The 21,870-nt window shown below is 46.1% G+C and carries 23 protein-coding genes; 11 read left to right on the top strand and 12 right to left on the bottom strand.

Annotation, left to right across the window (positions count from 1 at the left end; all coding sequences use genetic code 11):
- Window positions 1-11: 11 nt before the first annotated feature.
- Window positions 12-344, top strand: a complete 333-nt coding sequence (locus tag F8C82_RS11645; RefSeq protein ID WP_151693761.1) for a hypothetical protein — start codon at window positions 12-14, stop codon at window positions 342-344.
- 3 nt (window positions 345-347) lie between these two features.
- On the opposite strand, the gene F8C82_RS11640 is transcribed toward F8C82_RS11645, so the two are convergent.
- Together F8C82_RS11640 and F8C82_RS11635 are read right to left on the bottom strand one after the other, a co-directional pair.
- On the bottom strand, window positions 348-944 hold the full coding sequence (locus F8C82_RS11640; RefSeq protein WP_151693760.1) for a riboflavin synthase: 597 nt from the start codon (window positions 942-944) through the stop codon (window positions 348-350).
- Complete coding sequence (locus F8C82_RS11635) at window positions 944-3,586, bottom strand: T9SS type B sorting domain-containing protein (RefSeq protein ID WP_151693759.1); 2,643 nt, start codon at window positions 3,584-3,586, stop codon at window positions 944-946. Before F8C82_RS11635 ends, F8C82_RS11640 begins: the two co-directional genes overlap by 1 nt.
- Before the next feature lie 216 nt (window positions 3,587-3,802).
- Between F8C82_RS11635 and F8C82_RS11630 the strand changes: the two genes are divergently transcribed.
- The 9 genes from F8C82_RS11630 (at window position 3,803) to F8C82_RS11590 (ending at window position 12,863) form a co-directional block, all read left to right on the top strand.
- Window positions 3,803-5,206: a leucyl aminopeptidase family protein gene (locus F8C82_RS11630; RefSeq protein ID WP_151693758.1), complete on the top strand. Its 1,404-nt coding sequence runs from the start codon at window positions 3,803-3,805 to the stop codon at window positions 5,204-5,206.
- Window positions 5,203-6,264, top strand: a complete 1,062-nt coding sequence (gene pdxA, locus F8C82_RS11625; protein WP_151693757.1) for a 4-hydroxythreonine-4-phosphate dehydrogenase PdxA — start codon at window positions 5,203-5,205, stop codon at window positions 6,262-6,264. The genes F8C82_RS11630 and pdxA overlap by 4 nt, the downstream gene beginning before the upstream one ends.
- A gap of 69 nt (window positions 6,265-6,333) precedes the next feature.
- Complete coding sequence (locus F8C82_RS11620; protein ID WP_151693756.1) at window positions 6,334-6,903, top strand: YceD family protein; 570 nt, start codon at window positions 6,334-6,336, stop codon at window positions 6,901-6,903.
- A 30-nt stretch (window positions 6,904-6,933) separates the two neighbouring features.
- Window positions 6,934-7,122 carry a 50S ribosomal protein L32 gene (gene rpmF, locus F8C82_RS11615; RefSeq protein ID WP_151693755.1) on the top strand — a complete coding sequence of 63 codons (189 nt, stop codon included), beginning with the start codon at window positions 6,934-6,936 and terminating at the stop codon, window positions 7,120-7,122.
- Window positions 7,123-7,274: 152 nt separating this feature from the next.
- Window positions 7,275-8,276: a beta-ketoacyl-ACP synthase III gene (locus tag F8C82_RS11610; RefSeq protein ID WP_151693754.1), complete on the top strand. Its 1,002-nt coding sequence runs from the start codon at window positions 7,275-7,277 to the stop codon at window positions 8,274-8,276.
- A gap of 29 nt (window positions 8,277-8,305) precedes the next feature.
- Entirely contained in the window at window positions 8,306-8,797 is a 492-nt protein-coding gene (accB, locus tag F8C82_RS11605; protein ID WP_151693753.1) for an acetyl-CoA carboxylase biotin carboxyl carrier protein, read from the top strand.
- A gap of 31 nt (window positions 8,798-8,828) precedes the next feature.
- On the top strand, window positions 8,829-10,169 hold the full coding sequence (gene accC, locus F8C82_RS11600) for an acetyl-CoA carboxylase biotin carboxylase subunit (protein WP_151693752.1): 1,341 nt from the start codon (window positions 8,829-8,831) through the stop codon (window positions 10,167-10,169).
- 172 nt (window positions 10,170-10,341) lie between these two features.
- Window positions 10,342-11,907 carry an arylsulfatase gene (locus F8C82_RS11595; protein ID WP_151693751.1) on the top strand — a complete coding sequence of 522 codons (1,566 nt, stop codon included), beginning with the start codon at window positions 10,342-10,344 and terminating at the stop codon, window positions 11,905-11,907.
- Between the two features lie 146 nt (window positions 11,908-12,053).
- Window positions 12,054-12,863 carry an outer membrane beta-barrel protein gene (locus F8C82_RS11590; RefSeq protein WP_151693750.1) on the top strand — a complete coding sequence of 270 codons (810 nt, stop codon included), beginning with the start codon at window positions 12,054-12,056 and terminating at the stop codon, window positions 12,861-12,863.
- Here F8C82_RS11590 and F8C82_RS11585 read toward each other — a convergent pair whose 3' ends face one another.
- The 10 genes from F8C82_RS11585 to F8C82_RS11540 all read right to left on the bottom strand — a co-directional run bounded on the left by F8C82_RS11585 (window position 12,864) and on the right by F8C82_RS11540 (window position 21,332).
- A complete protein-coding gene (locus tag F8C82_RS11585) occupies window positions 12,864-14,528 on the bottom strand; it encodes a 1-deoxy-D-xylulose-5-phosphate synthase N-terminal domain-containing protein (RefSeq protein WP_151693749.1) in 1,665 nt (554 codons plus the stop codon).
- A gap of 67 nt (window positions 14,529-14,595) precedes the next feature.
- Entirely contained in the window at window positions 14,596-15,567 is a 972-nt protein-coding gene (trpS, locus tag F8C82_RS11580; RefSeq protein ID WP_151693748.1) for a tryptophan--tRNA ligase, read from the bottom strand.
- A 12-nt stretch (window positions 15,568-15,579) separates the two neighbouring features.
- The gene (locus F8C82_RS11575; protein WP_151693747.1) at window positions 15,580-16,095 is read right to left on the bottom strand and encodes a hypothetical protein; all 516 of its coding nucleotides are present in this window, start codon (window positions 16,093-16,095) and stop codon (window positions 15,580-15,582) included.
- 80 nt (window positions 16,096-16,175) lie between these two features.
- Window positions 16,176-16,874, bottom strand: a complete 699-nt coding sequence (locus tag F8C82_RS11570) for an SDR family NAD(P)-dependent oxidoreductase (RefSeq protein WP_151693746.1) — start codon at window positions 16,872-16,874, stop codon at window positions 16,176-16,178.
- A gap of 1 nt (window position 16,875) precedes the next feature.
- Window positions 16,876-17,544 carry a potassium channel family protein gene (locus F8C82_RS11565; protein ID WP_151693745.1) on the bottom strand — a complete coding sequence of 223 codons (669 nt, stop codon included), beginning with the start codon at window positions 17,542-17,544 and terminating at the stop codon, window positions 16,876-16,878.
- A 28-nt stretch (window positions 17,545-17,572) separates the two neighbouring features.
- The gene (locus F8C82_RS11560) at window positions 17,573-18,736 is read right to left on the bottom strand and encodes a cystathionine gamma-synthase (protein ID WP_151693744.1); all 1,164 of its coding nucleotides are present in this window, start codon (window positions 18,734-18,736) and stop codon (window positions 17,573-17,575) included.
- A gap of 119 nt (window positions 18,737-18,855) precedes the next feature.
- Window positions 18,856-19,710 (bottom strand): hypothetical protein, encoded by an 855-nt coding sequence (locus F8C82_RS11555; RefSeq protein WP_151693743.1) that lies wholly within the window; start codon window positions 19,708-19,710, stop codon window positions 18,856-18,858.
- A gap of 66 nt (window positions 19,711-19,776) precedes the next feature.
- A complete protein-coding gene (locus tag F8C82_RS11550; RefSeq protein ID WP_151693742.1) occupies window positions 19,777-20,790 on the bottom strand; it encodes a type II toxin-antitoxin system HipA family toxin in 1,014 nt (337 codons plus the stop codon).
- A complete protein-coding gene (locus tag F8C82_RS11545) occupies window positions 20,787-21,113 on the bottom strand; it encodes a HipA N-terminal domain-containing protein (protein WP_151693741.1) in 327 nt (108 codons plus the stop codon). The genes F8C82_RS11550 and F8C82_RS11545 overlap by 4 nt, the downstream gene beginning before the upstream one ends.
- A 6-nt stretch (window positions 21,114-21,119) precedes the next feature.
- Window positions 21,120-21,332: a helix-turn-helix domain-containing protein gene (locus tag F8C82_RS11540; RefSeq protein ID WP_151693740.1), complete on the bottom strand. Its 213-nt coding sequence runs from the start codon at window positions 21,330-21,332 to the stop codon at window positions 21,120-21,122.
- Between the two features lie 184 nt (window positions 21,333-21,516).
- On the opposite strand from F8C82_RS11540, the gene F8C82_RS11535 reads away from it, so the two are divergent.
- Window positions 21,517-21,870 (top strand): arsenate reductase family protein, encoded by a 354-nt coding sequence (locus F8C82_RS11535; RefSeq protein ID WP_151693739.1) that lies wholly within the window; start codon window positions 21,517-21,519, stop codon window positions 21,868-21,870.

Genomic DNA, 21,870 nt, shown 5'->3' with positions numbered 1-21,870 from the left:
ATCTCTGTGCCATGAAAAAGACGTTTATCACCATCTTAATCTTGAGCTTGCCTTGCATGAGTTGGGGGCAAGAAGTTCCATCTACTCAGAAGAAAATTGAGGTCTCCGCTGCGGAGGTAGAAGTAGAATATTCCGAGAGTACAACTACCGAAGTAACACTTGAAGAGAATGACTGCACTACGGCGAATTCAGTGGTGGTTGAGGAGTTTGAAGAAACACTAACCTTCACGGCTTGTCCCATCAGAGTTATTCGCGACCACGACGTAGAGTGGAGATTGTCTTCCCCTGGTGCATTTAAAATGACCAGCGAAGATGTGGTTTATACGAGCTACGGTCGCTGGTAAAACTCACAAACCACGTCGAGCCATCATGGCCGTAACGTATTTCCCCAAAATGTCAAATTCCAAATTCACGCGATTTCCCACTTTCAATTGATGGAAATTGGTGTGTTCCCAAGTGTAGGGTATTAGACTTACACTGAAAGAATTGAGCGAACTATTCACTACGGTTAAACTCGTTCCATTGATACAGATGGAGCCTTTGGGAACCGTCATGAATTGTTCACCTTCGGGATGTTCAATGGTAACATTCCACGATCCATCCGCATTTTCAATCTCTCGAACAAGGCCCGTTGTATCTACATGTCCTTGCACAATGTGACCGTCCAATCGACCGTCAGCCTTCATGCATCTTTCCATGTTGATTTTATCTCCCACCTTCCAATCACCCAGATTGGTTTTCTTCATGGTTTCGTCAATCGCTGTAACGCGATAAACACCTTCTGATGGAAATCCAACAACCGTGAGACATGCACCGTTGTGCGCTACGCTCTGGTCAATTTTGAGTTCAGAAGTGATATCTGATTTAAGGTCCAGGTGAACATTGGTTCCTTCGTGGGTGATCGAAACCACCTCACTCATCGTTTCAACAATTCCTGTAAACATCAGCGGAATAGGTGTAAGCTGCCATTTAAAACTTCTTCAGGCGCATTGCCAAGACTGCGCGCTCTGTAAGTGCAAATATAGAAGTAAACCCCTTCAGGGCATGGAAGGTTCGTGGTTCGGTCGTTTCCATCCCACCCTACATTGACGAATTCATTGATGTCATCGGTTTTGTACACAACTCTGCCCCAGCGATTCATCACCTTGATTTGGAATTGGTCGATGTCTCTGAAAATAGGTTCGCCATTTCCATCGCGAACGGGATAGAAGAAGTCGTTTACACCATCGTTAGACGGACTGAAGACATCTGGCAATTCAATCTGAGCACAACCGTCAATGCAGAAGGCTTCTACAATCGGACTTTCATTGGGCTCGTCGGCGTCATCCACTGCCGTGATGGCATAGCAACCCACAATAGAACCTTCGTTGAAGATAAAGAATGGATCGGTGATGCCTTGAACAATGGGGGAAGAACTCCACGGTTCGTTCGAAGAAGCTCGGTAATAGATGTTGTAGTATACGATATCACTCGGGCAACCCGAAGGGACCGACCAGTCAATGCGCAAGTAGGCGTTTTCACAGTCGGCCGACCAAGAAACGGTTGGGACACATGGAGCCTCATTGTCGGACGGCTCCCCACAAATTTCTTGAGAACGATTGAACAGCGGAGCAGGCATGTTTGATCCCGTGAATCGGCCAATTCCTTTTCCGTAATAACAATAGGTGGTTCCATTGGCCAGGCCTGTGTCGAGGTAGGTATCGGATGTGGTGAATCCAATGGAATCCCATATTCCACTACCTTGACTGGTTTCCCTGTACACTACTGTGGTATCGTTAACCCAAGGAGTGAGGTATTCAAAATTGATTTGGATGCTTTCATCATGAGCTATGGTAGAAGCGAATAGGCTAGAGGCATCATCCGTAATTCCAACAAAATCTTCATTCACTCCACTTAACAAAGTGATGCGATAGTTCCAACCGGCATCTTGAGTATTAAGGCCATTGTCGATGTAATTGGTACTCGAAACGGTATCGAGAATGACAAAGTTGTTCCCATCAATTTGAGGAGCTCTTTCCACTACATAGGCGTAAGGAGGAGGAAATGCGAAAGAATCGATTTCCAGTGCAGGAATCCATCGAACCTCAATTTCACCATTTACGGCATCGGTAGCTCGGACATCTACATTCGTGATAATGGGAAGGGTTTTGGCCAATTCGGTGCAGAACTCTACCGAAGCGTAGCTTTCACTTCCATCATCAAATGTGGCAACTACCATATAGCAATATTGCACACCTCGTTCAATGTCGTTGGTGTCGGTGTACGCCGTAGAAGCCCATCCTATGGTAGACCCAATTTTCTCGTAACCCGTGTATTCGGGAACTCCAGTTTCACATTCCGAAGGGATGAATCCAAAGGAGCCCTTTCTTCGATAGATGTCGTACCCATTGGCGGATTGACAGAAGTTTGGGTCCCAAACTAAATCGATGACATCTTGGTTTGGTGTAGCTGAAGGGTTTTTAGGAGACGGTGCAACCACTCTAATCTCAACGGTCGCTAGTCCCACAAGAGACGGTGGATTGGATGGAATGTCTTCAGCCCTAAAGTAAACGAAGTACGGTTGAAAGCGAACTTGGTCACAGCTAGGCGTCCAAGAAAAGGGTTCGGAAACAGGAGAAGGTCCAGTTGAAGGGTTAGGGAAACTCGCAGATGGAGTTACTTCAAATGGCCCTCCTGTGGCAGACAGGGAAATCGTATTGTTGTCGGGGTCGGTAGCAATCACATTAAAATTCAACGTGCTTCCGGCTTCTACGCAGTGGGGCGTTGGTACTTGAATGGTTGGAGGACGGTTGTTGCACTGTCCGATGTTGACTTGCATGTCTCGGGTGACGCTGCCAATCAATTGGTAATTCCCATTGAGTCCCTTGCGGTATTCTTTAATGACGAAGGCGAAGTTAAACTCACCGATATTTCGTGGTTGATCCCAGATGAGATCCCCCGTGTATTCGTCGATATATATGGAGTCTTGGACGTAGTTCGGGTCGTAGGTTTCGGTCAATTCACGTCCATTCAAACCTCTACAATTCACCAATTCAAAACTCAAGCTATCCCCGTCGGGGTCAAAAGCTCCAGCGTTGTGGATAAACATTCGGTCGATACATCCTTCGTCGATAGGGTAGTTTAGCAGGATAGGGGAGTTGTTGGGGCCGATGGCTGGGTTCACCAAAAGCGTGGTTGAAACGTAAAATGGAACTTGAACCGAGTTGTTGATGTTCGCTACACCGGAGTTTCTGTTCAAGTCTTCTACCGAAATCGTGAAATAGCCTGGTGAAGGGAAAGTGTGTGTGCCTTGGTAAACGTTTCTGCGAATATCATTTCCCAGAACCTCCCCATCGTGTGCAGGAGCACAATTCGATACAGATCCATTGATTCGGGGAAGAACGCTCGACGTATTGTCTCCCCACTCCACCGAAAGTTCACATCGATCAATTTGGGAAGTGACTTTGGTGTAGGTGATGACCGTGACTTCGTACGTGTAGCCGCCAATGTATTTGTACGTGATTTCTCCCGCACGATTATGCGTAGCCTGAAGTCCAAATGACGTCAGGGCTAAAAGAAGTGCGAAGATGTATCTATAAAGGTTCACCGTGGGTGTCAATTCTAAGAGAACATGAATTTACAACAATTGTTGCGAGATGGTGGGAATATCCGAGTGTGTATACCCAATACTATATACGGGATAAAGGTATTTACAGTTGAGTAGATTTCCTTATCGAAGTCTTTCATTGAGTAGTAGATGGTAAACATCGAGTGAAGCCCTTGTGTTTTTCCTACTTTTGATGCACGTTAGACATCTACGATTATGACACTACACCATACCTCTGCTGCGGCAGATTCTCCTGTTGCCTTTGCAGCATCGACTTCTAAAGAGTTAATCAACCGATTTGGCTCGTCCGTTGAGTCCTTCATTCAAGCCCATACGAATAAGTCGCTAAAAGGGTGGGTTGCTCTTCCTGTTTCAGGTGTGATGCACTATGGCCTTATTCTCGATGCGAAGCTCACAGGCCCCGCTCAGCGCGAAGCCGTTCGCCGGGCAGGTGCAACCTTAGCTGGAATCTTGAATTCATCCAAAGAGAAGAGCGTTTCTATTGAAGGTGAATTTGTTTCAGATTTGGCTGAGGGCTGCGCATTGGCGAATTATAAATACACAGAACTTTTCAGTGCGCCAGAATCCGTAAAGAATGCTTTGGTTGATATTCATGTGCCTGGATTGAGCGAATCTGATTTTTCAGAACTCGATGTACGAGTGAGTGCAACCACCATTGCTCGAACTCTTGTTAATACTCCTGTTCTTCAACTCAATGCTGAAAAACTGGCATACACGGCTAAGCAATTAGGAGAAGAGTGCGGATTCCGAGTGGAGATTTTCAACAAAAAGAAAATTGAAGCGCTCAAAATGGGAGGACTTCTCGGTGTGAACAAGGGGAGTATTGATCCTCCAACTTTTAGCATTTTAGAATACAAGCCGGAGAAAGCACGCAACTCTAAACCTATCGTTTTGGTTGGGAAAGGAGTGACTTACGATACAGGTGGACTTAGCCTGAAGCCGTCAAGTGCCATGGATACGATGAAAAGTGACATGGGGGGCGCTGCCGCAGTCATAGGAACCTTGGTAGCAGTAGCCAAAGCGAAGCTCGATGTTCACGTGGTTGGACTCGTTCCATCTACCGACAACCGTCCGGGTGGAAATGCGATCACCCCTGGGGATGTGATCACCATGTATGACGGAACCACCGTTGAGGTCCTCAATACCGATGCAGAAGGTCGATTGATCCTTGCAGACGCCTTGCATTATGCCAAAAAATTTAACCCGAGCTTGGTGATTGATTTGGCCACTTTGACGGGCGCGGCTGCTCGTGCAATTGGTTCACAGGGAATTATTGCCATGGGTACAGCGGATAAAAAAGTATTCGACGGACTCACCGACAGTGGAAATGAAGTTCACGAGCGACTGGCTATCTTCCCTTTTTGGGATGAATACAACGATATGCTCAAGAGTGACATTGCAGATTTGAAGAACATTGGAGGTCCAGAAGGTGGAGCGATTACCGCAGGAAAATTCCTGGCGCACTTCACAGACTACCCGTACGTACACTTTGATATTGCAGGTCCAGCATTCTTGTCAAAACCCGACGCATACAGAACCAAAGGAGGTACCGGAGTTGGAGTTCGTATCTTGTTTGACTATCTAAAGAATAGAGCATGAGTCAATCCGACAATCACATTCGCGTAGGTATTTCTTGTGGCGATTTGAACGGCATTGGAATGGAAGTCGTCATCAAGGCTTTTGCGGATCCCGCGATGCTGGAACTTTGCACGCCTGTATTGTTTGGTTCTAGTAAGTCCCTCTCATACCACAGAAAGGCAATCAATGCCCACGATTTCAAGTTCAACACCGTAGAGCAAGCGATCGATGCGGTGGATGGAAAGTTCAACGTGGTAGAATCTTGGAGTGAATTGGTCAACTTAGAGTTGGGCAAGGAGGATCCACTAGTAGGGGACTACGCGTATAAGTCGCTAGAAATTGCATCGGAAGCCCTTAAGAAAGGCCATGTAGATGTGTTGGTAACAGCTCCGGTAAACAAGAACAACATTGCGAACGAAGAGCGCGTGTTTACGGGGCACACTGAGTTTTTAGGTGAGTACTTTAAGGGAGAGCCTTTGATGATATTGGCGGGAGATCAACTTCGCGTCGGATTGGTAACAGGACATATTCCATTGAAGAATGTGGCCAAGAGTATCAGTTCTGAGAAAGTAGTGGTGAAGCTTCGCCAGTTGAACGATGCCTTGGTTCAGGACTTTGGCATTTCTAAGCCGAAAATTGCCGTTTTGGGATTAAATCCACATGCTGGTGATGGAGGATTGTTAGGTGAAGAAGATCAGAAAATAATCGAGCCAGCGGTGCGAACTGCGTTTGACAAAGGCATTGTTGCGATGGGTCCATTCTCATCCGACGGGTTCTTTGGTTCGGGTGAGTGGAAAAAATACGACGCAGTTCTGGCCATGTATCACGATCAAGGTTTGATCCCATTTAAGACCATTCACTTTGGCGAGGGAGTGAACTTTACGGCCAACTTGTCTGTAATACGAACTTCGCCAGATCATGGCACAGCCTACGATCTAGCCGGAAAAGGCACCGCTGATGAACAGAGTTTTCGTCAGGCGGTCTACATGGCAATTGACGCATTTAGGCACCGATCACAGCATTTAGAAATCACTGCAAATCCACTTGCTTTCGGAAAAACTCAACGCGATCATCGCTGATTTTCAGGAAAGTGTTGACGGGTAACGAAAGATTTGTATTTTTGCGGGCTCAAAGGACGAGAGTGGACCATGAAGAAGAAGGACTACAACATTGTGTTTTCCGGATTGAAACTGGGATCTCATTCCTTTGAATACGAGATTGATGATTCGTTCTTAGACATCTTATTCGACTATCACGAATTGCCTGGATTGCAGGCGCACGTTGATGTAGAGCTTACGAAACAGAATACCATGTTAGAGCTCAATTTCTCATTAAAAGGGGAGTTGCCGGTAACATGTGATTTGTCCAATAAGCCTTTTGTTCAACCCATCGAGAACACGTTTACCCTAGTGGTGAAATTCGGTGAAGAGTACAATGACGACGACGATGTGATTTTAGTTTTGCCTCATGGCGATTATGAAATCAACATTGCGCACTACATCTATGAGCTCATCGTGTTGTCCATTCCGCTTAAGTTTATCCATCCGGATATTGAAGAGGGGGACTTGGATGACGAAACGCGTGAATTGTTAGAGAAATACATGCCACGTGCAGACGACGATGACAATGAAGAGGAGGATAGTGAAGAAGATGAAGAAGACGACGAAGATGAAGATATCGACCCTCGTTGGTCAAAGTTGAAAGATTTGTTGAATTAAGCTCAACAGGAGCATTATAAACCAGGAAGCATGGCACATCCTAAGCGCAGACAATCTACCACTCGCCGTGATAAGCGTCGTACTCACTACAAGGCTACTGCACCTCAAGTTGCTGTAGACCCAACAACAGGTGAGCCACATCTATATCACCGTGCACACTGGCACGAGGGTAAGTTGTACTACAAAGGGAAAGTAGTTCTCGAAAAAGCGGAGGCCTAATCCCCATTTGGTAAAGCATTGAAAAGTAGACTCAAAGATCAAATTGGGTCTGCTTTTTTATTTGCCCGCCCTTTGAAATAGTCACGCAAAATTTGCGAGACTAAAGCGAAGGACTAACTTTACCCCCTTCACCACGGGTTAAAACCATTGCAATGAGCAACGTCAAAGCCGCGATTACCGCTGTAGGCGGATACGTTCCGGAGTTTCGTCTGACCAATGCCGTATTGGAACAGATGGTTGATACTACTGATGAGTGGATCACGACACGGACGGGCATCAAAGAACGTCGTCTCCTCAAAGAGGAAGGCGCCGGAACTTCTACACTCGGTATTCGGGCGATAGAAGACATGGTGGCTAACTTCAAGGTAGATGTGAAAGACATCGACCTTGTGATTTGTAGCACGGCTACCCCAGATATGCCAGTAGCTTCTACTGCCGCATATATCGCCACGAAAATTGGGGCAACCAACGCATTTTCATACGACTTAATGGCCGCTTGTAGCGGATTTCTATACGGACTTTCAACCGGTGCCAAGTTCATTCAAAGTGGACAGTACAAGAAGGTATTGATTGTTGGTGCCGATAAGATGTCATCCATCATCAATTATGAAGACCGCGCCACGTGTGTGATCTTTGGTGATGGAGCCGGCTGTGTTCTCCTCGAACCGAATGAGGAAGGATATGGACTACAAGATGAAGTTCTTCGCAGCAATGGTGAAGGACGCCAATTCCTCAAAATTGATGCAGGTGGATCTATTCTTCCAGCATCTGAGGAAACCGTTAGATTGAATCAACATTACGTACATCAAGAAGGTCAGCAGGTGTTCAAGTTTGCCGTTACGAATATGGCCGACGTGAGCGCTCAAATTTTGGAGCGCAACCATTTGACTGGAGATGATGTAGATTGGCTCGTGCCACATCAGGCTAATCTTCGCATCATAAATGCCACTGCAAATCGCATGGGCTTGGATGAAGAGAAGGTAATGTTGAACATTCAACGCTATGGTAACACGACAAATGGTACCTTGCCATTGTTACTTTGGGACTATCTCGACCAACTCAAGAAAGGTGACAAACTCGTTTTCGCTGCCTTTGGTGGCGGATTTACGTGGGGTGCACTTTATTTGACCTGGGCTATCGACCCTAAAAAATAGTTTTAAGGATCCACTTAATCCCTCGACGAATGGACTTAAAAGAAATCCAGAACCTCATCAAATTTGTAGCTAAATCAGGCGCAAGTGAGGTAAATCTAGAAACAGAAGACTTCAAGATCACCATCAAAACAGGTGGTGAAGAAGCAGCTACTTATGTTCAACACGTACCGATGGCTCAAGCCGCCGCACCAGCTCCAGTAGCTGCCCCTGCGCCTGCTGCCCAAGCCCCTGCTGCTCCAGCTCCTGCCGCACCTGCTGCTGCAGAAGAAGACGACAGCAAGTATGTGACGATCAAGTCGCCAATGATTGGTACGTTCTACCGCCGCCCTTCTCCAGACAAAGATTTGTTTGTGGAAGTTGGGGATGAAATCAAACCAGGTTCAGTGGTTTGTATCATCGAAGCGATGAAACTATTCAACGAAATCGAATCTGAAGTTTCAGGTAAGATTGTGAAGATTTTGGTAGACGACCAGAAGCCGGTAGAATACGATCAGCCACTATTCTTGGTTGACCCGTCATAAGCCCAAGTGGCAGAACTAAAATTCTGATCCCATGTTCAAAAAGATACTCGTAGCCAACCGTGGCGAGATTGCCTTGCGTGTAATCCGCACTTGTCGCGAGATGGGCATTAAGACGGTGGCCGTATACTCAACAGCAGATGCTGATAGCCTCCACGTTCGCTTTGCAGACGAGGCAGTATGTATCGGTCCTCCTCCAAGTAGCGAGAGTTATCTCAACATCCCGAATATCATTTCGGCTGCTGAGATCACAAACGCTGATGCAATCCATCCGGGATATGGCTTCCTTTCAGAGAATGCCAAATTCTCTAAAATTTGTGCCGAAAACGATATCAAGTTTATCGGAGCTTCTCCTGAGCACATTGACAAAATGGGTGATAAGGCAACGGCTAAAGCTACCATGAAGGCAGCTGGCGTTCCTTGTGTACCTGGTTCAGACGGCTTGATTCCAGACTTCCAAGCGTGTATCAAACTCGCAAAAGAAGTGGGTTATCCCGTAATGCTTAAAGCAACTGCCGGTGGTGGTGGTAAGGGGATGCGTGCCGTTTGGAAAGAAGAAGACCTTCAAAAAGCGTGGGACTCTGCTCGCCAAGAAGCAGCAGCGTCTTTTGGCAATGACGGTATGTATATGGAGAAGCTCATCGAAGAGCCTCGCCATATCGAAATCCAAATTGTAGGCGACCAAACAGGAGCTGCATGTCACCTTAGTGAGCGCGACTGTTCTATTCAACGTCGTCACCAAAAATTGGTAGAGGAAACGCCTTCTCCGTTTATGACCCCAGAACTTCGTGAGAAGATGGGACAAGCAGCGGTTAAGGCAGCGGAATATATCAAGTATGAAGGAGCAGGTACTGTGGAGTTCCTAGTGGACAAGCACCGCAATTTCTACTTCATGGAAATGAACACTCGTATTCAGGTAGAGCACCCGATTACTGAGCAAGTAATTGACTATGACTTGATCCGCGAGCAAATTAAAGTTGCCGCTGGTATTCCAATTCTAGGGAAGAACTATGAACCACAGCTTCACTCTATCGAGTGTCGTATCAATGCGGAAGATCCATATAACGGATTCCGTCCATCTCCAGGAAAGATTACTTCTTTCCATGCTCCGGGTGGTCACGGTGTTCGATTGGATACCCATTGTTATGCTGGTTACACCATCCCTCCATACTACGATTCAATGATCGCAAAGTTGATCACAACGGCTCGTACACGTGAAGAGGCGATTGACAAGATGAAACGCGCTTTGGATGAATTCGTGATTGAAGGAATCAAAACCACCATTCCATTCCACCGCGCACTTATGGATAACGAAGATTTCTTGGCAGGTAATTATACGACCAAGTTCATGGAAGACTTCGTTCTCGAAAAATAATCGAAGCTTTTTCGATGTGAGAAACCCCGGCTGTATAGTCGGGGTTTTTTTGTTTCTATATGTACATATTGTAGGGATGCGCGTTTCTTAATACCGTTACAATTGCGATTAGGATTAGAATGGTCTATCTTCTAGGTGACTTAGCAACAGACTATTAACCAATCACTCTAATATGAAGCATTCTAAACGCTGGTCGATTCTTGCGGCCATTCTCTCTTTTTCGGCCCTCACTTATGGGCAAGACAAACCCAATATCCTAGTGATTTGGGGTGATGATATCGGCACTTGGAATATCAGTCACAACAATCGTGGAATGATGGGATATCAAACTCCCAACATTGACAAAATCGCTCAAACAGGTGTGGGCTTCACCGATTACTACGCTCAACAAAGTTGTACGGCAGGTAGAGCTGCCTTTATTGGTGGTTCAGTGCCCGTGCGCTCGGGAATGACTAAAGTAGGACTTCCAGGTGCTGCCCAAGGATGGCAAATGACGGATGTTACAATGGCCACCGTGTTAAAGTCAGAAGGTTATGTAACGGGCCAATTTGGTAAGAATCATCAAGGAGACCTCGACGAACATCTACCTACGATGCACGGCTTTGACGAGTTCTTTGGAAACCTGTATCACCTCAACGCGGAGGAAGAACCAGAGCATCGAGATTATCCTGGTGATATGATACTTAAGGATGGTCGCACTTTCCGTGAAACCTATGGACCGCGAGGGGTAATCCACTCATGGGCGAATGGAGACGGAACACAACGCATTGAAGATACTGGCCCTCTTACTAAGAAGAGAATGGAAACCGTAGACGACGAATCTTCAGATGAGGCTATTCGCTTTATTCGTGAAGCAGTAGAAGCTGGTGAGCCCTTCTTTGTTTGGTGGAATGGTACGCGCATGCACTTTAGAACACACGTGAAGGAAGAACATACGGGCATTTCTGGTCCAAGTGGAAATGAGTACCACGACGGTATGGTGGAGCACGATATGCACGTGGGTAAGTTTCTCGATTTGCTCGATGAACTAGGAATTGCAGACAATACCATTGTCATGTATTCCACCGACAATGGGCCACACTACAATACTTGGCCAGATGCAGGAACCACTCCTTTCCGCAGTGAGAAGAACTCAAATTGGGAGGGCGCTTATCGTGTTCCTGCTTTTGTGAGATGGCCAGGTCATTGGCAAGAGAATGTTACCCTGAATGGTATTGTTGCTCATGAAGATTGGTTAGTCACCTTCGCAGCAGCAGCAGGTAACACCGATATCAAAGAGGATCTTCTTGGGGGTATCAAGCTAAATGGTAGAAGATACCGGAACCATCTGGATGGTTATGATATGAATGCCTATCTCAGCGGTGAAGTAGACGAATCGCCACGCAAAGAATTCTGGTACGTAAATGACGACGGAGCCTTTGTAGCCGCTAGATATGAGGATTGGAAAGTGGTTTTCCTCGAAAATCGCGGTCAAGCCTTTGGAGTTTGGGTAGAGCCTTTTACGGAACTCCGAGTGCCGAGTGTCTTCAATCTGAGAAGAGATCCATTCGAAAAAGCGCAACACAATGCAAACGTGTATTACGATTGGTTGTTAGATCACGCTTTTGTTTTGGTTCCAATCCAGCAAATGGCAGCAAACTTTATCCTTACGATGAACGAATATCCACCTTCTCAAAAACCGGGCTCATTCAATTTGAGCGCCGTTATGGAGATGCTGGACAATGCGGGAAGCAACTAATCATCTTCTCCCATCCAACAAAGACTCTCGATTTCATCGAGGGTTTTTTTATGCCCGTTGTTTGATATAACAACTACAAATTCGAACTTCAAGCTGAACAACCTATCTCACCTTCCATCCGTATGGAGAGTGTAATCCTACAGACTATGAAGAAGACTATCCTCCTATTGGTTTTGCTGTGCTCTGCATCAGCATTTGCCCAGTATCCGCGTTGGTACATGCAGTTTCAACTCGGCTATGGCCACGATCTAAACACCCAACAACCGGGTTTGACGAACTGGATTAGCACTTCTATCGACGATAACGGCGACTATTCGGAAACTCAGGAATACTACAGCTATGCCAATGGACCTAAACTAACGTTTTCCATGGGTGCAGAAGTGGCTCGTGGGATTGCGATTGAAGGACAGCTCATGTATTCGTACGGTATTGCTGACCAGATCGATCAGACCAATTTCTTCTCCGATTTAAAGGCCACCACGGGAGGGCAGTATGTGGGATTCTCTCCTATGGTTCGTCTTCAGAATGAAATTCGGAATTGGGAGGAAACGTATGTATACCTTCGCGTCGGTCCTCTTTTTTCCATGAATAGCACGTACCTTTTATCAGAGTATGCCGGTTCAGAATCGCGGTACAAGCTAGAGACAGACTGGAGTTTTGACGTGGGCGCACAAGGCAGTTTAGGGTTGATGTTTCCCGTGAGTAGATACACCCACTTTACTGTTGAAGGTCAGTTTGTGTACTTGATGTCGAAGCCCTCACATGCAGAATACACAGAGTACGAAGAATGGGGAGAAGATCGCCTAGGAGATTTGACCACCCGTCAAAGGGAGCGTGTTTATCAACGCACGGTAGACTACAATAATACCAATGATGATGAGCCTATGGAGATGGTAGAAATACAATCACCGTTTAGTCATTTCGCTTTAAATCTAGGATTGCGATTTGAACTGTAGTTAAATGCCAGAAAGTAGGTTTTTGCAACGCTTAGCAACGCTTTTCACATCCATTCCCAATTGACGATGAAGTTCGTCAACAGAACCGTGTTCGATGAACTCATCGGGTAGATGTATCGCGTCGAGGTCTACGTTCACCGCGTCTCTGCCCGATAGCCATTCGGAAATCGCAGAGCCCAAGCCTCCAAGAGATGAGTCTTCTAGCACCACCCAATGGTTGTAAGAGGCCGCTTGCATGAGAGCTTCTTCATCAAGTGGTTTTACAAAGAGATGGTGTAGTACTCCAATTTCATAGCCTTTTTTACTCAAGATAGTAGCCACTTCAAGCGCGCGTCTAGACATGGTTCCAGTGGCCATCAAGCAAAGCATGGATCCTTCCTTTAACCACTGACTCCTGCCATACTCTAAAGTCTCAAACTTTCCTTCAGCATCAAATTTAGCCTCGGTGTCACGTGGATATCGTATCACAAATGGGCCATTGTGGTTCAATCCGGTATGAACGGCATTTCTGAGTTCGATTCCATTCCTTGGTGCCGTAATCGTGATGTTGGGAATGGGGCGCAAGAACGCGAGATCGAAGGCTCCATGATGGGTGGCGCCGTCGTTTCCAACGAGCCCAGCTCTGTCAATCGCTAAGGTAACAGGAAGGTTCTGTAGGGCAATATCGTGAATGATTTGATCATATGCCCGTTGAGCAAAGGTGCTGTAGAGGTGGAGTAGAACCTTCCCTCCCGCAGCCGCAATACCCGCAGCCATCGTTGCAGCGTGTTGCTCGGCAATCGCCACATCCAGAACTCGCTCTGGATAAAGTTGTCGTGCTTTTGCCAGTCCAGATCCTGAAAGCATGGCCGGAGAGAGTACTACTAAATCAGGATCAGATTCTAGTTTTTCTAGAATGGCTTCCCCAAAAACATCTTGGAAAGGGTGTTCCGAGGAGTAATTTGGTCCTTCGGATGGAAGTATTTCACTTTGGGTCTCTATGTGCAGTACTCGAGGTCCGGTGGCTTCTTTTCCTTCCCACAAGCGATGAACCAATTCGTCCATATTCGAGCCATTTACATGACCCATCCAACGAATACCCAGTGATTGAAAGAACATTTCATAACTGTCACTTTCGTGCAAGGCACCCACATTTGGATCAATCGCCTTGCGGTTATCGTTGAGGAGGACGAGCACATCGAGGTCCGTTTGCCCGAGGTAGTTCAGTCCCTCGTAGGCCATGCCACCCGTGAGGGCACCATCGCCAATCACCGCAACGTGTTTAATGTCTAGTCCTTTCCTGTGGGCTTCAAACGCCATTCCCGTAATCGCAGAAATGCTGGTTGAAGAGTGTCCGGTTCCAAAAGCATCAAAAGGGCTTTCGCTGCGGTTGGGAAAGCCGCTGATTCCACCTAATTGTCGGTTGGTGTGGAATTCCGTTGCTCTGTCCGTAATCACCTTGTGTACATAGGCCTGGTGACCCACGTCCCAAATGAGGATGTCTTCTGGAGTGCGAAATACGTGATGAAGTGCTACCGTAAGTTCTGTTACGGTAAGGGAGGATTCCAAATGGCCTTTCTTCTCTTTAGTGGTGGCTGGAATAAACGCACGGAGCTGTTCAGCTACCTTCTCAAGTTGAGAAACCGTCATTCGCCGTAGTTCATCTAAAGTGGGAAATGCCTCCATTTGTATAAAGATAACGAGGTTGAAAGGATATTTCTATCCCTTCAACCTCGTAGGGTGTAGAATCAAATCAATATCCCATTGCCTCGCGAACACGGGCAAGGGTAGCTCGGGCAACCACACGTGCTTTTTCAGCTCCTTTCTCTAAAGCAGCATAAATAGCTTGAGGGTCTTCCATTAGCTTGTCGAATTTTTCACGCTCTTCGGCAAACTCCTCCAAAATCAGATCAAGCAAAGCCTTCTTTGCGTGTCCGTATCCGTAGTTTCCGCCAAGGTAGTTTGCACGCATTTCTTCCACTTGCGCCTCGTTCGCCATCAGTTTGTAAAGGGCAAAAACGTGGCAAGTGTCTGGATTCTTTGGCTCTTCCAATGGAGTAGAATCGGTGAGAATGCTCATTACTTGCTTCTTCAACTGCTTGGCAGGAAGGAAGATGTCAATGACGTTTCCGTAGGACTTCGACATTTTTTGTCCGTCGGTTCCCGGTATGGTCATGATGCTCTCATCGATGGTAGCTTCTGGAATCACAAAGATCTCGCTGTCGTAAGCCATGTTCACTTTGGTGGCAATGTCGCGTGTCATCTCCAAGTGTTGCTTCTGGTCCTTTCCCACAGGCACGAAGTTCGCGTCATAAAGGATGATGTCAGATGCCATCAACACGGGATAATCAAAGAGTCCTGCGTTTACATCACTTAGTTTGTCGCTCTTGTCCTTAAAACTGTGGGCGTTGGCCAACATTGGAAAAGGAGTAAAGCAGTTCAAATACCAAGTGAGCTCGGTGCATTCTGGTACTGCAGATTGCAAATAGAAAACACTCTTTTCCGTGTTCAACCCGCAGGCCAGCCAAGCTGCTGCTGTAGCTAGAACATTGGCTTTGCGAACTTCAGGGTCTTTGATAGTGGTCAAAGAGTGAAGGTCTGCAATGAATAAAAATGAGTCAGATTTTGGATCGTTAGCCATTTGGATGGCAGGGCGAATTGCGCCCAGGATGTTACCCAAATGCTGGCGGCCGGAGCTTTGAATTCCGGTCAATATTCTCGTCATGTTATTGTTTTCTTATCGCCTTAGAATCACTTGCATGTCAACGTCTACAAAAGTACCCGAAATGGAATCGAGTATCGGAAGTACCGTTTGCCATCGTTGCTTGTCATCCCAATCTTCAATCACTTGATAACTGATTGTGTCAACGGATTCCGCAACAAAGATAGAATCATTGGTAGAATTGGTCCACCAAATTCCCGTTCCAGGACGATAAAAAGGAAGTCGGGCTGGCTCACTCGTTCCTATGTCGATAAGCGCAGTAAAGCCCATGCGGTACGTTGCGGAGTAGTCTGGCTTGAAGTTGAACTCTCCATACACGTCTTCACCTTTACCATTAAAAGCCACAGATTGCGAGGTATTGAAAGGGTTCGGCATGGTGCCGGCATATTCTACGTTGGTGAGTCGCCACGTGTGAGCGATGCGTTGTTCAAAGGTACCAGTTCGTGTTTTATCATCGTCACCTTGGTCTTTTTTACAAGAGACAGAAACCAGAGAGAGTGCAAGAATAGAAAGTGGTAATAATAGCTTCATAGTCAGTGTTGTGAAGAGTAAAGTTACGAATCATAATGACACCTATCTCTAATACGTAATTGAACGCTAAAACATGCCAATTATAGGTCGCGCACTGAGAATATATCTGAAGGGGCCTTTTCGGGATGATGGATAAAAGGTAGGATAATGGCAGCAACTTCCTTCGGCGATTTCAACTCGCCATTTTGGTGATAGTCCACAAACTTCTGATGAACGGGAAAAGCATCGGGATGAGTGGCGCGAATATCTGCTTGCATTTCCGTGTCAACCACCCCAGGGGCAATGGCTAAAAAGGAAATGGAAGGATGATCGAGATTCCAAACGCGGGTGGCCATGTCGATGGCCGCTTTGGAAGCACAATAGGCACTCCAAGAAGGAATGGCATTCTTTCCAGCACCTGATGAAATTGACAAGACCGATTTTTCCTTGGAAGTTGAATAGGCAATGAAGTAATTCGTCCATTCCATAACGGCTGCCGTATTGATCATCCACATTTGTGTAGCTGAACCACGTTCAAAAGATCCAATGGGGGCAACGGGACCAATCCATCCGGCGTTGTTGATGAGAACTTCTCGATCGGCCGAGTTGTTCAGCTCCAATGCGAGTTCGCTATTCGGCGAAGCCAAGTCTACCAACACATGAATGTAGCGCTCGTGTTCAAAGGTAGCAGCTCTTCGAGCATAGCCGTAAACATACACATCCGGCTCATGGCAAAGCGTTTTAGCAAGCGCTTCTCCAAGTCCGGATGTTGTTCCCGTAATGTGGACAATGGTCCGCATTCTATGTGTTGATCTCGATGAATCTCTCGATATCTCGAACGGTACCGAAGACCACAATGATATCTCCTTCTTCTACGAGTGTTTCCGCATCAGGCACACCGTAAATATGGTGCTCGCCATCTTCGTTGCGAAGGAGTGTAACCAAGTTGAGCTTGTATTTTTCGCGAAGACCAATGTCTCCCAAGGTTCTGCTGTAAAGCGCACGAGGAGCTTTGATTTCCACAATTTCGTATCCGTCAGGAAGTTCAAAGCACATCACCACACCCGGGTTCATGAGCTGTTCGGCAACGTTGTTCGCAACCTCATCTTCTGGACTCAAGATTTCTTGAATGCCCATTTTCTCTAGGATGCGTCGCTGAGTGGCGCCTTGAGCTCGAGCGATAATTCGTCCAATTTCCATCTCTTGAAGTTGGAAACAACAGAGGAGAAGGTCTTGGAAATTCTGGCCAATGGATACAATGACCGCATCCATTTTTGATAGGTTCTGGGACTCGAGAGCTTTGATGTCCGTCGCGTCTAGGGTAACCGAATAGGCTACATCTTCCTTAATCGCTTCTACTTTCTCTTCGTCGGTGTCAATTGCGATAACTTCCGCACCTTTCATGCTGAGTTTTCGAGCAATCGCGGAACCAAATTGGCCCAAACCTACAACGGCAAATTTTTCTGCCATGATATAAATTCTTCAGATCGAAATTCGATCAAATTTGATTGAGTGCATTCTCCAAATCCGCAATGAGATCATCGGCATCTTCAATGCCAACACTCAAGCGAACAAGGCCGTCTACCACTCCGGTCTTTAAGCGCTCTTCCAGAGGAATTGCTGCATGGGTCATGCTTGCTGGATGACCTGCGAGTGATTCAACACCGCCCAATGATTCTGCCAAGGTGAAGACTTTCAAATTGGAAACCATTGCGCTTACGTTTTCAAAGGTACCATCTTTTACCACGAAAGAAATCATTCCGCCAAAACCTGACATTTGCGATTTGGCCACAGCGTGTCCGGGATGGTCTTCAAAGCCCGGCCAATAGACCTTCTCCACCTTTGGGTGATCTCTTAAAAACTTCGCTACAATGGCTCCATTTTTACAGTGGCGTTCCATGCGAACATCTAGTGTTTTGATGCCGCGCAAAGTGAGGAATGCGTCCATTGGGCCACAAATAGCACCTGCTGAATTCTGAATGAAGTACAGTTTTTTGGCAATTTCACTATTAGTGGTAGTGAGCAATCCGAGTACGACATCAGAATGCCCACCTAAATACTTGGTGGCACTGTGTAGTACTATATCCGCTCCCTGTTCAAGTGGACGTTGAAGGATGGGAGTGGCAAAGGTGTTATCTACCACCAACATCGCACCGGCCTTTTGTGCAACATTGGCAATCGCTCGGATGTCGATGATGTTCATCATGGGATTGGTAGGCGTTTCTACCCAAATGAGCTTGGTTTTTTCGCTTACAATTGCTTCTACATTTGAAGGGTCATCCATAGAAACAAAGCGGAAAATCAAGCCGAAATCCTCATAGATCTTGGTAAACTGACGGTAGGTGCCACCGTATAAATCCGATGTTGAGATAATCTCGTCACCGGGTTTCAAGAGCTTGAGCACGGCATCCACAGCAGCCAATCCGCTACCAAATCCAAGCCCGAATTTGCCCCCCTCAAGCGCAGCAATGCTCTTCTCCAGAGCGTGACGAGTGGGATTGCCCGTTCTGGAATATTCGTACCCTTTGTGCACACCCGGAGCGGCTTGAGCGTAAGTGGACGTTTGGTAGATGGGAGTCATCACCGCCCCTGTACTCGGATCGGGTTCCTGACCGCCGTGTATGGTAAGGGTGCCAATTTTTAGGTTGCTGCTGTTAGACATACGCTGATTCTAGTTTGTGTGAAGTCAAAGGTATACATCTAACATCCCAATGCACAGTATGTTTATGATGGTAAATTCGCCGGTTGGGGTCTATGTGAGTGACGTGATCCAACTCAAACTCAAGAGTTCAATCGGGTATAACAACCCTCTTGGAGAACTTCCCAATCAATGGCGGGAACCTCTGGAATTTCCTTCAATATGTCTTCGTTGATTCGGGTTTCCATCTCAGCAATACTCACACCGAATATTTCGTCGAAGCTCATTGTATTCTGAGGGTTCCAATATTGTTGAAAGGTCTCGAGTCCATATCTTGAAATCATGTGTTCAACCCAAACCGCTGCTTGATGATATCCCACCATTTCTCCAACGTGGTAGAAGTCCGTTATCATACTGTCAACCGAGGCGAGCATCTCATTCTCCATAAAAAAGCGGTACATCTCTCGGGGAGTCCATCCGCTGCAGGTTCCTGCTGCGTAGGTCGCCAAGCCTTCGTTAATCCAATTTCCTTTCTGTCCGGGATGACCCCATGCCACTTGCGAGATCATGTGCATGGTTTCATGGACAATAGGCGGATCTGTGAGCACTTCATCCGTGGTGGTTTCTGTTGAATCGAAAACTGCCATGTGGATGGTTCTTGTCCAAGAATTCGTTGTGCCAGAAGCAGCGATGCCCGTAAAGCGAGCCATTTCCTCTCTAGATGTGACAAAGCGGTATTTGATGGGAACGGTGAACTCGGTTATAGCCAGAAGCTTGCAGTTGTACGCAATGGCATCCACGCATTCTTGAACGTATTCATCACGGTGTTCAAAAGCATATCCTTCTGTTGGAAAGGTGAACTCATGGGAATCGACGGTTTTCACCACTGTAGATTCATAGGCCCAATCGCCGTAATCGGTTTTAGGAGTTGGCGATTCAGTTTGACAACCTGCAAGAAAGAGGATAGCCAGAGAGGAGTAGGTTGATATTTTCATCATAATCGATTTTACTGGCAATGTACTTTTGTGCTGAATAGTAGTGTCTTATGGAAGCGTTAAAACTCTTTACAGTGTATTTGTCAATTTCTTCAATCGCGTTAGATAATGGTCTTTGTACAGCGCTTTGGTTTCCTCATTTAGGAAAGAGTTTTGAATGAGTTCATGCACCATGGGTTGGTCTTTCAAGAATGGTTCGAGAAGCATAGCGATTTGCTGTGGTTTCAGACCAATCCGGTCTCCAAATACTTCAAAGTCATCTCTACCACACCATCCATTAGCTTTCATTTCATCCGAGTAATACTCTTCGTCAAATAGTCCTTCTGTGAGCGCAAAATCGGCATCGTTCACATGGATGCGTGTATTCAGCAAATCATACGCTGGACTTAAAATATGGTCACCTTTTTCTGTTTCGAGAATTGAAAAGTTCTTGAGGTGAGCGTCCCCATTCGAGAACAAATAATTAAAAACGACCAGAGAGAAGAACTTCTCCATTTCTACTCGATAGGCAGGCACGTACGTTTTAATCAGTTTGCCGATTCCTTCGTAACTGAAGTTGTACTTGTAATTCTCGCCATCGGTTTCGGATGTCTTATTCGCTAATGTGGCAAAATCTTCCTTGGCCCATTTGGTCTTTTCATCTACAATGTCGAATCGTTTAGTGATATAGGCGGGACCTCCGTTCTGAAAGAAGACCAAAGCATTTTCGGCGGTTTTGATTTGGTAGACTTGTTTGGCGATTTGCATCGTTAAATGCTCGTTGGCCGGTACTTGGTCTACACGCATCAAATCTCTAGGAATAGGCTTTAGGATGAAGGTTCCACTTTCGCCTTCCTCGGTTAGTCGAATTTGATTCTTGATCTGAATAACGGAGAACTTTTCCTGTACGCCTGAAATAGAAAGACGCCTTTTATTGGCTTCAAAGGTTTCACCATCTTTCCCATCAAGTAGTGGAGAATTATAGGGCAGAATGGGGGATACTTTCTTTCCGTTAAAAACATATTTGAGGCAAGTAGAACTATACGTGTCATACCCTTTGGCCAGTGTCCCTGGACAAACCTGGAATGTCTTTTGAATCGTCATTCTACGAACTCTTTGATAGATACCGCACCTACCCTGTCGTTGCCTGACAGAGCTAGGAGCATTCCAAAATCATCGGCTTCGTCAATCTTCAATTGTCGAGCTTGAAATTTTCGGTTAACTCCTTCGGTGAGCATGTTAAAGAAGAAGGGAAAGAGATAGGGAGATGTATGCCTTTTTTGAGACTTGGGCAAAGTAAGGCTAATCGGAGGGAGGTTGCGATTACTGATCCATTCGTCGGTATACTCAAAAGTATAAAGCTTGCGGTTGTGCTCGGTTAACACTCCAGCGAATTGCCCATTTCTATATACCCGTGCCTTTCTCATTTTTTATTAGTGGTTGGGAAGCTTCGTTTCAACTCTGATTTCCATCCCCAGTGTATCTGCAATTTTGAAGAGCGTATCGAACGAGGGGTTTCCTTTGCCCCGCTCTAATTCTTTGATGGTCCGCGCACTTATTCCCGTAATAAGAGCTAATCTTTCCTGAGTTATGCCCAGAATTTTCCTCTTTTCAACGAGTGCTTTGGTTATCTCGGTTAAGTGCATTGTATTGCTCTTTTTGACAAATATACAGGAAATCTATCACATAATGTGTCGATAAGTGAATTATACTACACTATTGATGAGGTTATTTTGTCGAAATGTATGAGGATTCTAGTACTAGGTTCAGGGGACTTGGAGCTGTGGAGTCTGAAGCCTCATTCTCTCTATCTTTGCCAAAAAGTATGTCATGAAGAAAACCATCTTTCACCTTCCAACGTGTTCAACTTGTGTTCGATTGATTCGTGAATGGAATACCGAAGGCGTTGAGATGCGAGATATCAGAAATGATAAAATCACGGAAGAGGAGATTGATCACATGGCAAAATTGGCAGGGGGGTATGAGCCTTTGTTTTCAAGAAGAGCGATGAAGTATAAATCGCTTGGATTGAAGGACATGAATCTCACCGAAGCGGATTACCGCAAATATATCTTGGAAGAGGAAACCTTTTTAAAGCGTCCGGTTGTTATAGTGGACGATGAGATTTTCATCGGCAATGGAAAAGCTGATGTGGCCAAAGCCGCAGAAGCCTTAGAGAGATAG

Source organism: Phaeocystidibacter marisrubri (genome assembly GCF_008933165.1).
In the GTDB taxonomy this organism is placed as follows: Bacteria; Bacteroidota; Bacteroidia; order Flavobacteriales; family Schleiferiaceae; genus Phaeocystidibacter; species Phaeocystidibacter marisrubri.
The sequence above is the reverse complement of the archived record's forward strand: the minus strand, read 5'-3'. Positions and strand labels throughout refer to the sequence as shown.

What these genes read in the sequence shown, in the direction of transcription:
- accC (WP_151693752.1), top strand. Translation starts at nt 8,829, where the DNA reads ATGTTCAAAAAGATACTCGTAGCCAACCGTGGCGAGATTGCCTTGCGT.
- F8C82_RS11575 (WP_151693747.1), bottom strand. Translation starts at nt 16,095, where the DNA reads ATGAAGCTATTATTACCACTTTCTATTCTTGCACTCTCTCTGGTTTCT.
- F8C82_RS11610 (WP_151693754.1), top strand. Translation starts at nt 7,275, where the DNA reads ATGAGCAACGTCAAAGCCGCGATTACCGCTGTAGGCGGATACGTTCCG.
- F8C82_RS11550 (WP_151693742.1), bottom strand. Translation starts at nt 20,790, where the DNA reads ATGACGATTCAAAAGACATTCCAGGTTTGTCCAGGGACACTGGCCAAA.
- F8C82_RS11585 (WP_151693749.1), bottom strand. Translation starts at nt 14,528, where the DNA reads ATGGAGGCATTTCCCACTTTAGATGAACTACGGCGAATGACGGTTTCT.
- F8C82_RS11545 (WP_151693741.1), bottom strand. Translation starts at nt 21,113, where the DNA reads ATGAGAAAGGCACGGGTATATAGAAATGGGCAATTCGCTGGAGTGTTA.
- F8C82_RS11555 (WP_151693743.1), bottom strand. Translation starts at nt 19,710, where the DNA reads ATGATGAAAATATCAACCTACTCCTCTCTGGCTATCCTCTTTCTTGCA.
- F8C82_RS11590 (WP_151693750.1), top strand. Translation starts at nt 12,054, where the DNA reads ATGAAGAAGACTATCCTCCTATTGGTTTTGCTGTGCTCTGCATCAGCA.
- F8C82_RS11540 (WP_151693740.1), bottom strand. Translation starts at nt 21,332, where the DNA reads ATGCACTTAACCGAGATAACCAAAGCACTCGTTGAAAAGAGGAAAATT.
- rpmF (WP_151693755.1), top strand. Translation starts at nt 6,934, where the DNA reads ATGGCACATCCTAAGCGCAGACAATCTACCACTCGCCGTGATAAGCGT.
- F8C82_RS11565 (WP_151693745.1), bottom strand. Translation starts at nt 17,544, where the DNA reads ATGGCAGAAAAATTTGCCGTTGTAGGTTTGGGCCAATTTGGTTCCGCG.
- F8C82_RS11595 (WP_151693751.1), top strand. Translation starts at nt 10,342, where the DNA reads ATGAAGCATTCTAAACGCTGGTCGATTCTTGCGGCCATTCTCTCTTTT.
- F8C82_RS11645 (WP_151693761.1), top strand. Translation starts at nt 12, where the DNA reads ATGAAAAAGACGTTTATCACCATCTTAATCTTGAGCTTGCCTTGCATG.
- F8C82_RS11535 (WP_151693739.1), top strand. Translation starts at nt 21,517, where the DNA reads ATGAAGAAAACCATCTTTCACCTTCCAACGTGTTCAACTTGTGTTCGA.
- F8C82_RS11560 (WP_151693744.1), bottom strand. Translation starts at nt 18,736, where the DNA reads ATGTCTAACAGCAGCAACCTAAAAATTGGCACCCTTACCATACACGGC.
- F8C82_RS11630 (WP_151693758.1), top strand. Translation starts at nt 3,803, where the DNA reads ATGACACTACACCATACCTCTGCTGCGGCAGATTCTCCTGTTGCCTTT.
- pdxA (WP_151693757.1), top strand. Translation starts at nt 5,203, where the DNA reads ATGAGTCAATCCGACAATCACATTCGCGTAGGTATTTCTTGTGGCGAT.
- F8C82_RS11620 (WP_151693756.1), top strand. Translation starts at nt 6,334, where the DNA reads ATGAAGAAGAAGGACTACAACATTGTGTTTTCCGGATTGAAACTGGGA.
- F8C82_RS11640 (WP_151693760.1), bottom strand. Translation starts at nt 944, where the DNA reads ATGTTTACAGGAATTGTTGAAACGATGAGTGAGGTGGTTTCGATCACC.
- accB (WP_151693753.1), top strand. Translation starts at nt 8,306, where the DNA reads ATGGACTTAAAAGAAATCCAGAACCTCATCAAATTTGTAGCTAAATCA.
- F8C82_RS11570 (WP_151693746.1), bottom strand. Translation starts at nt 16,874, where the DNA reads ATGCGGACCATTGTCCACATTACGGGAACAACATCCGGACTTGGAGAA.
- trpS (WP_151693748.1), bottom strand. Translation starts at nt 15,567, where the DNA reads ATGACGAGAATATTGACCGGAATTCAAAGCTCCGGCCGCCAGCATTTG.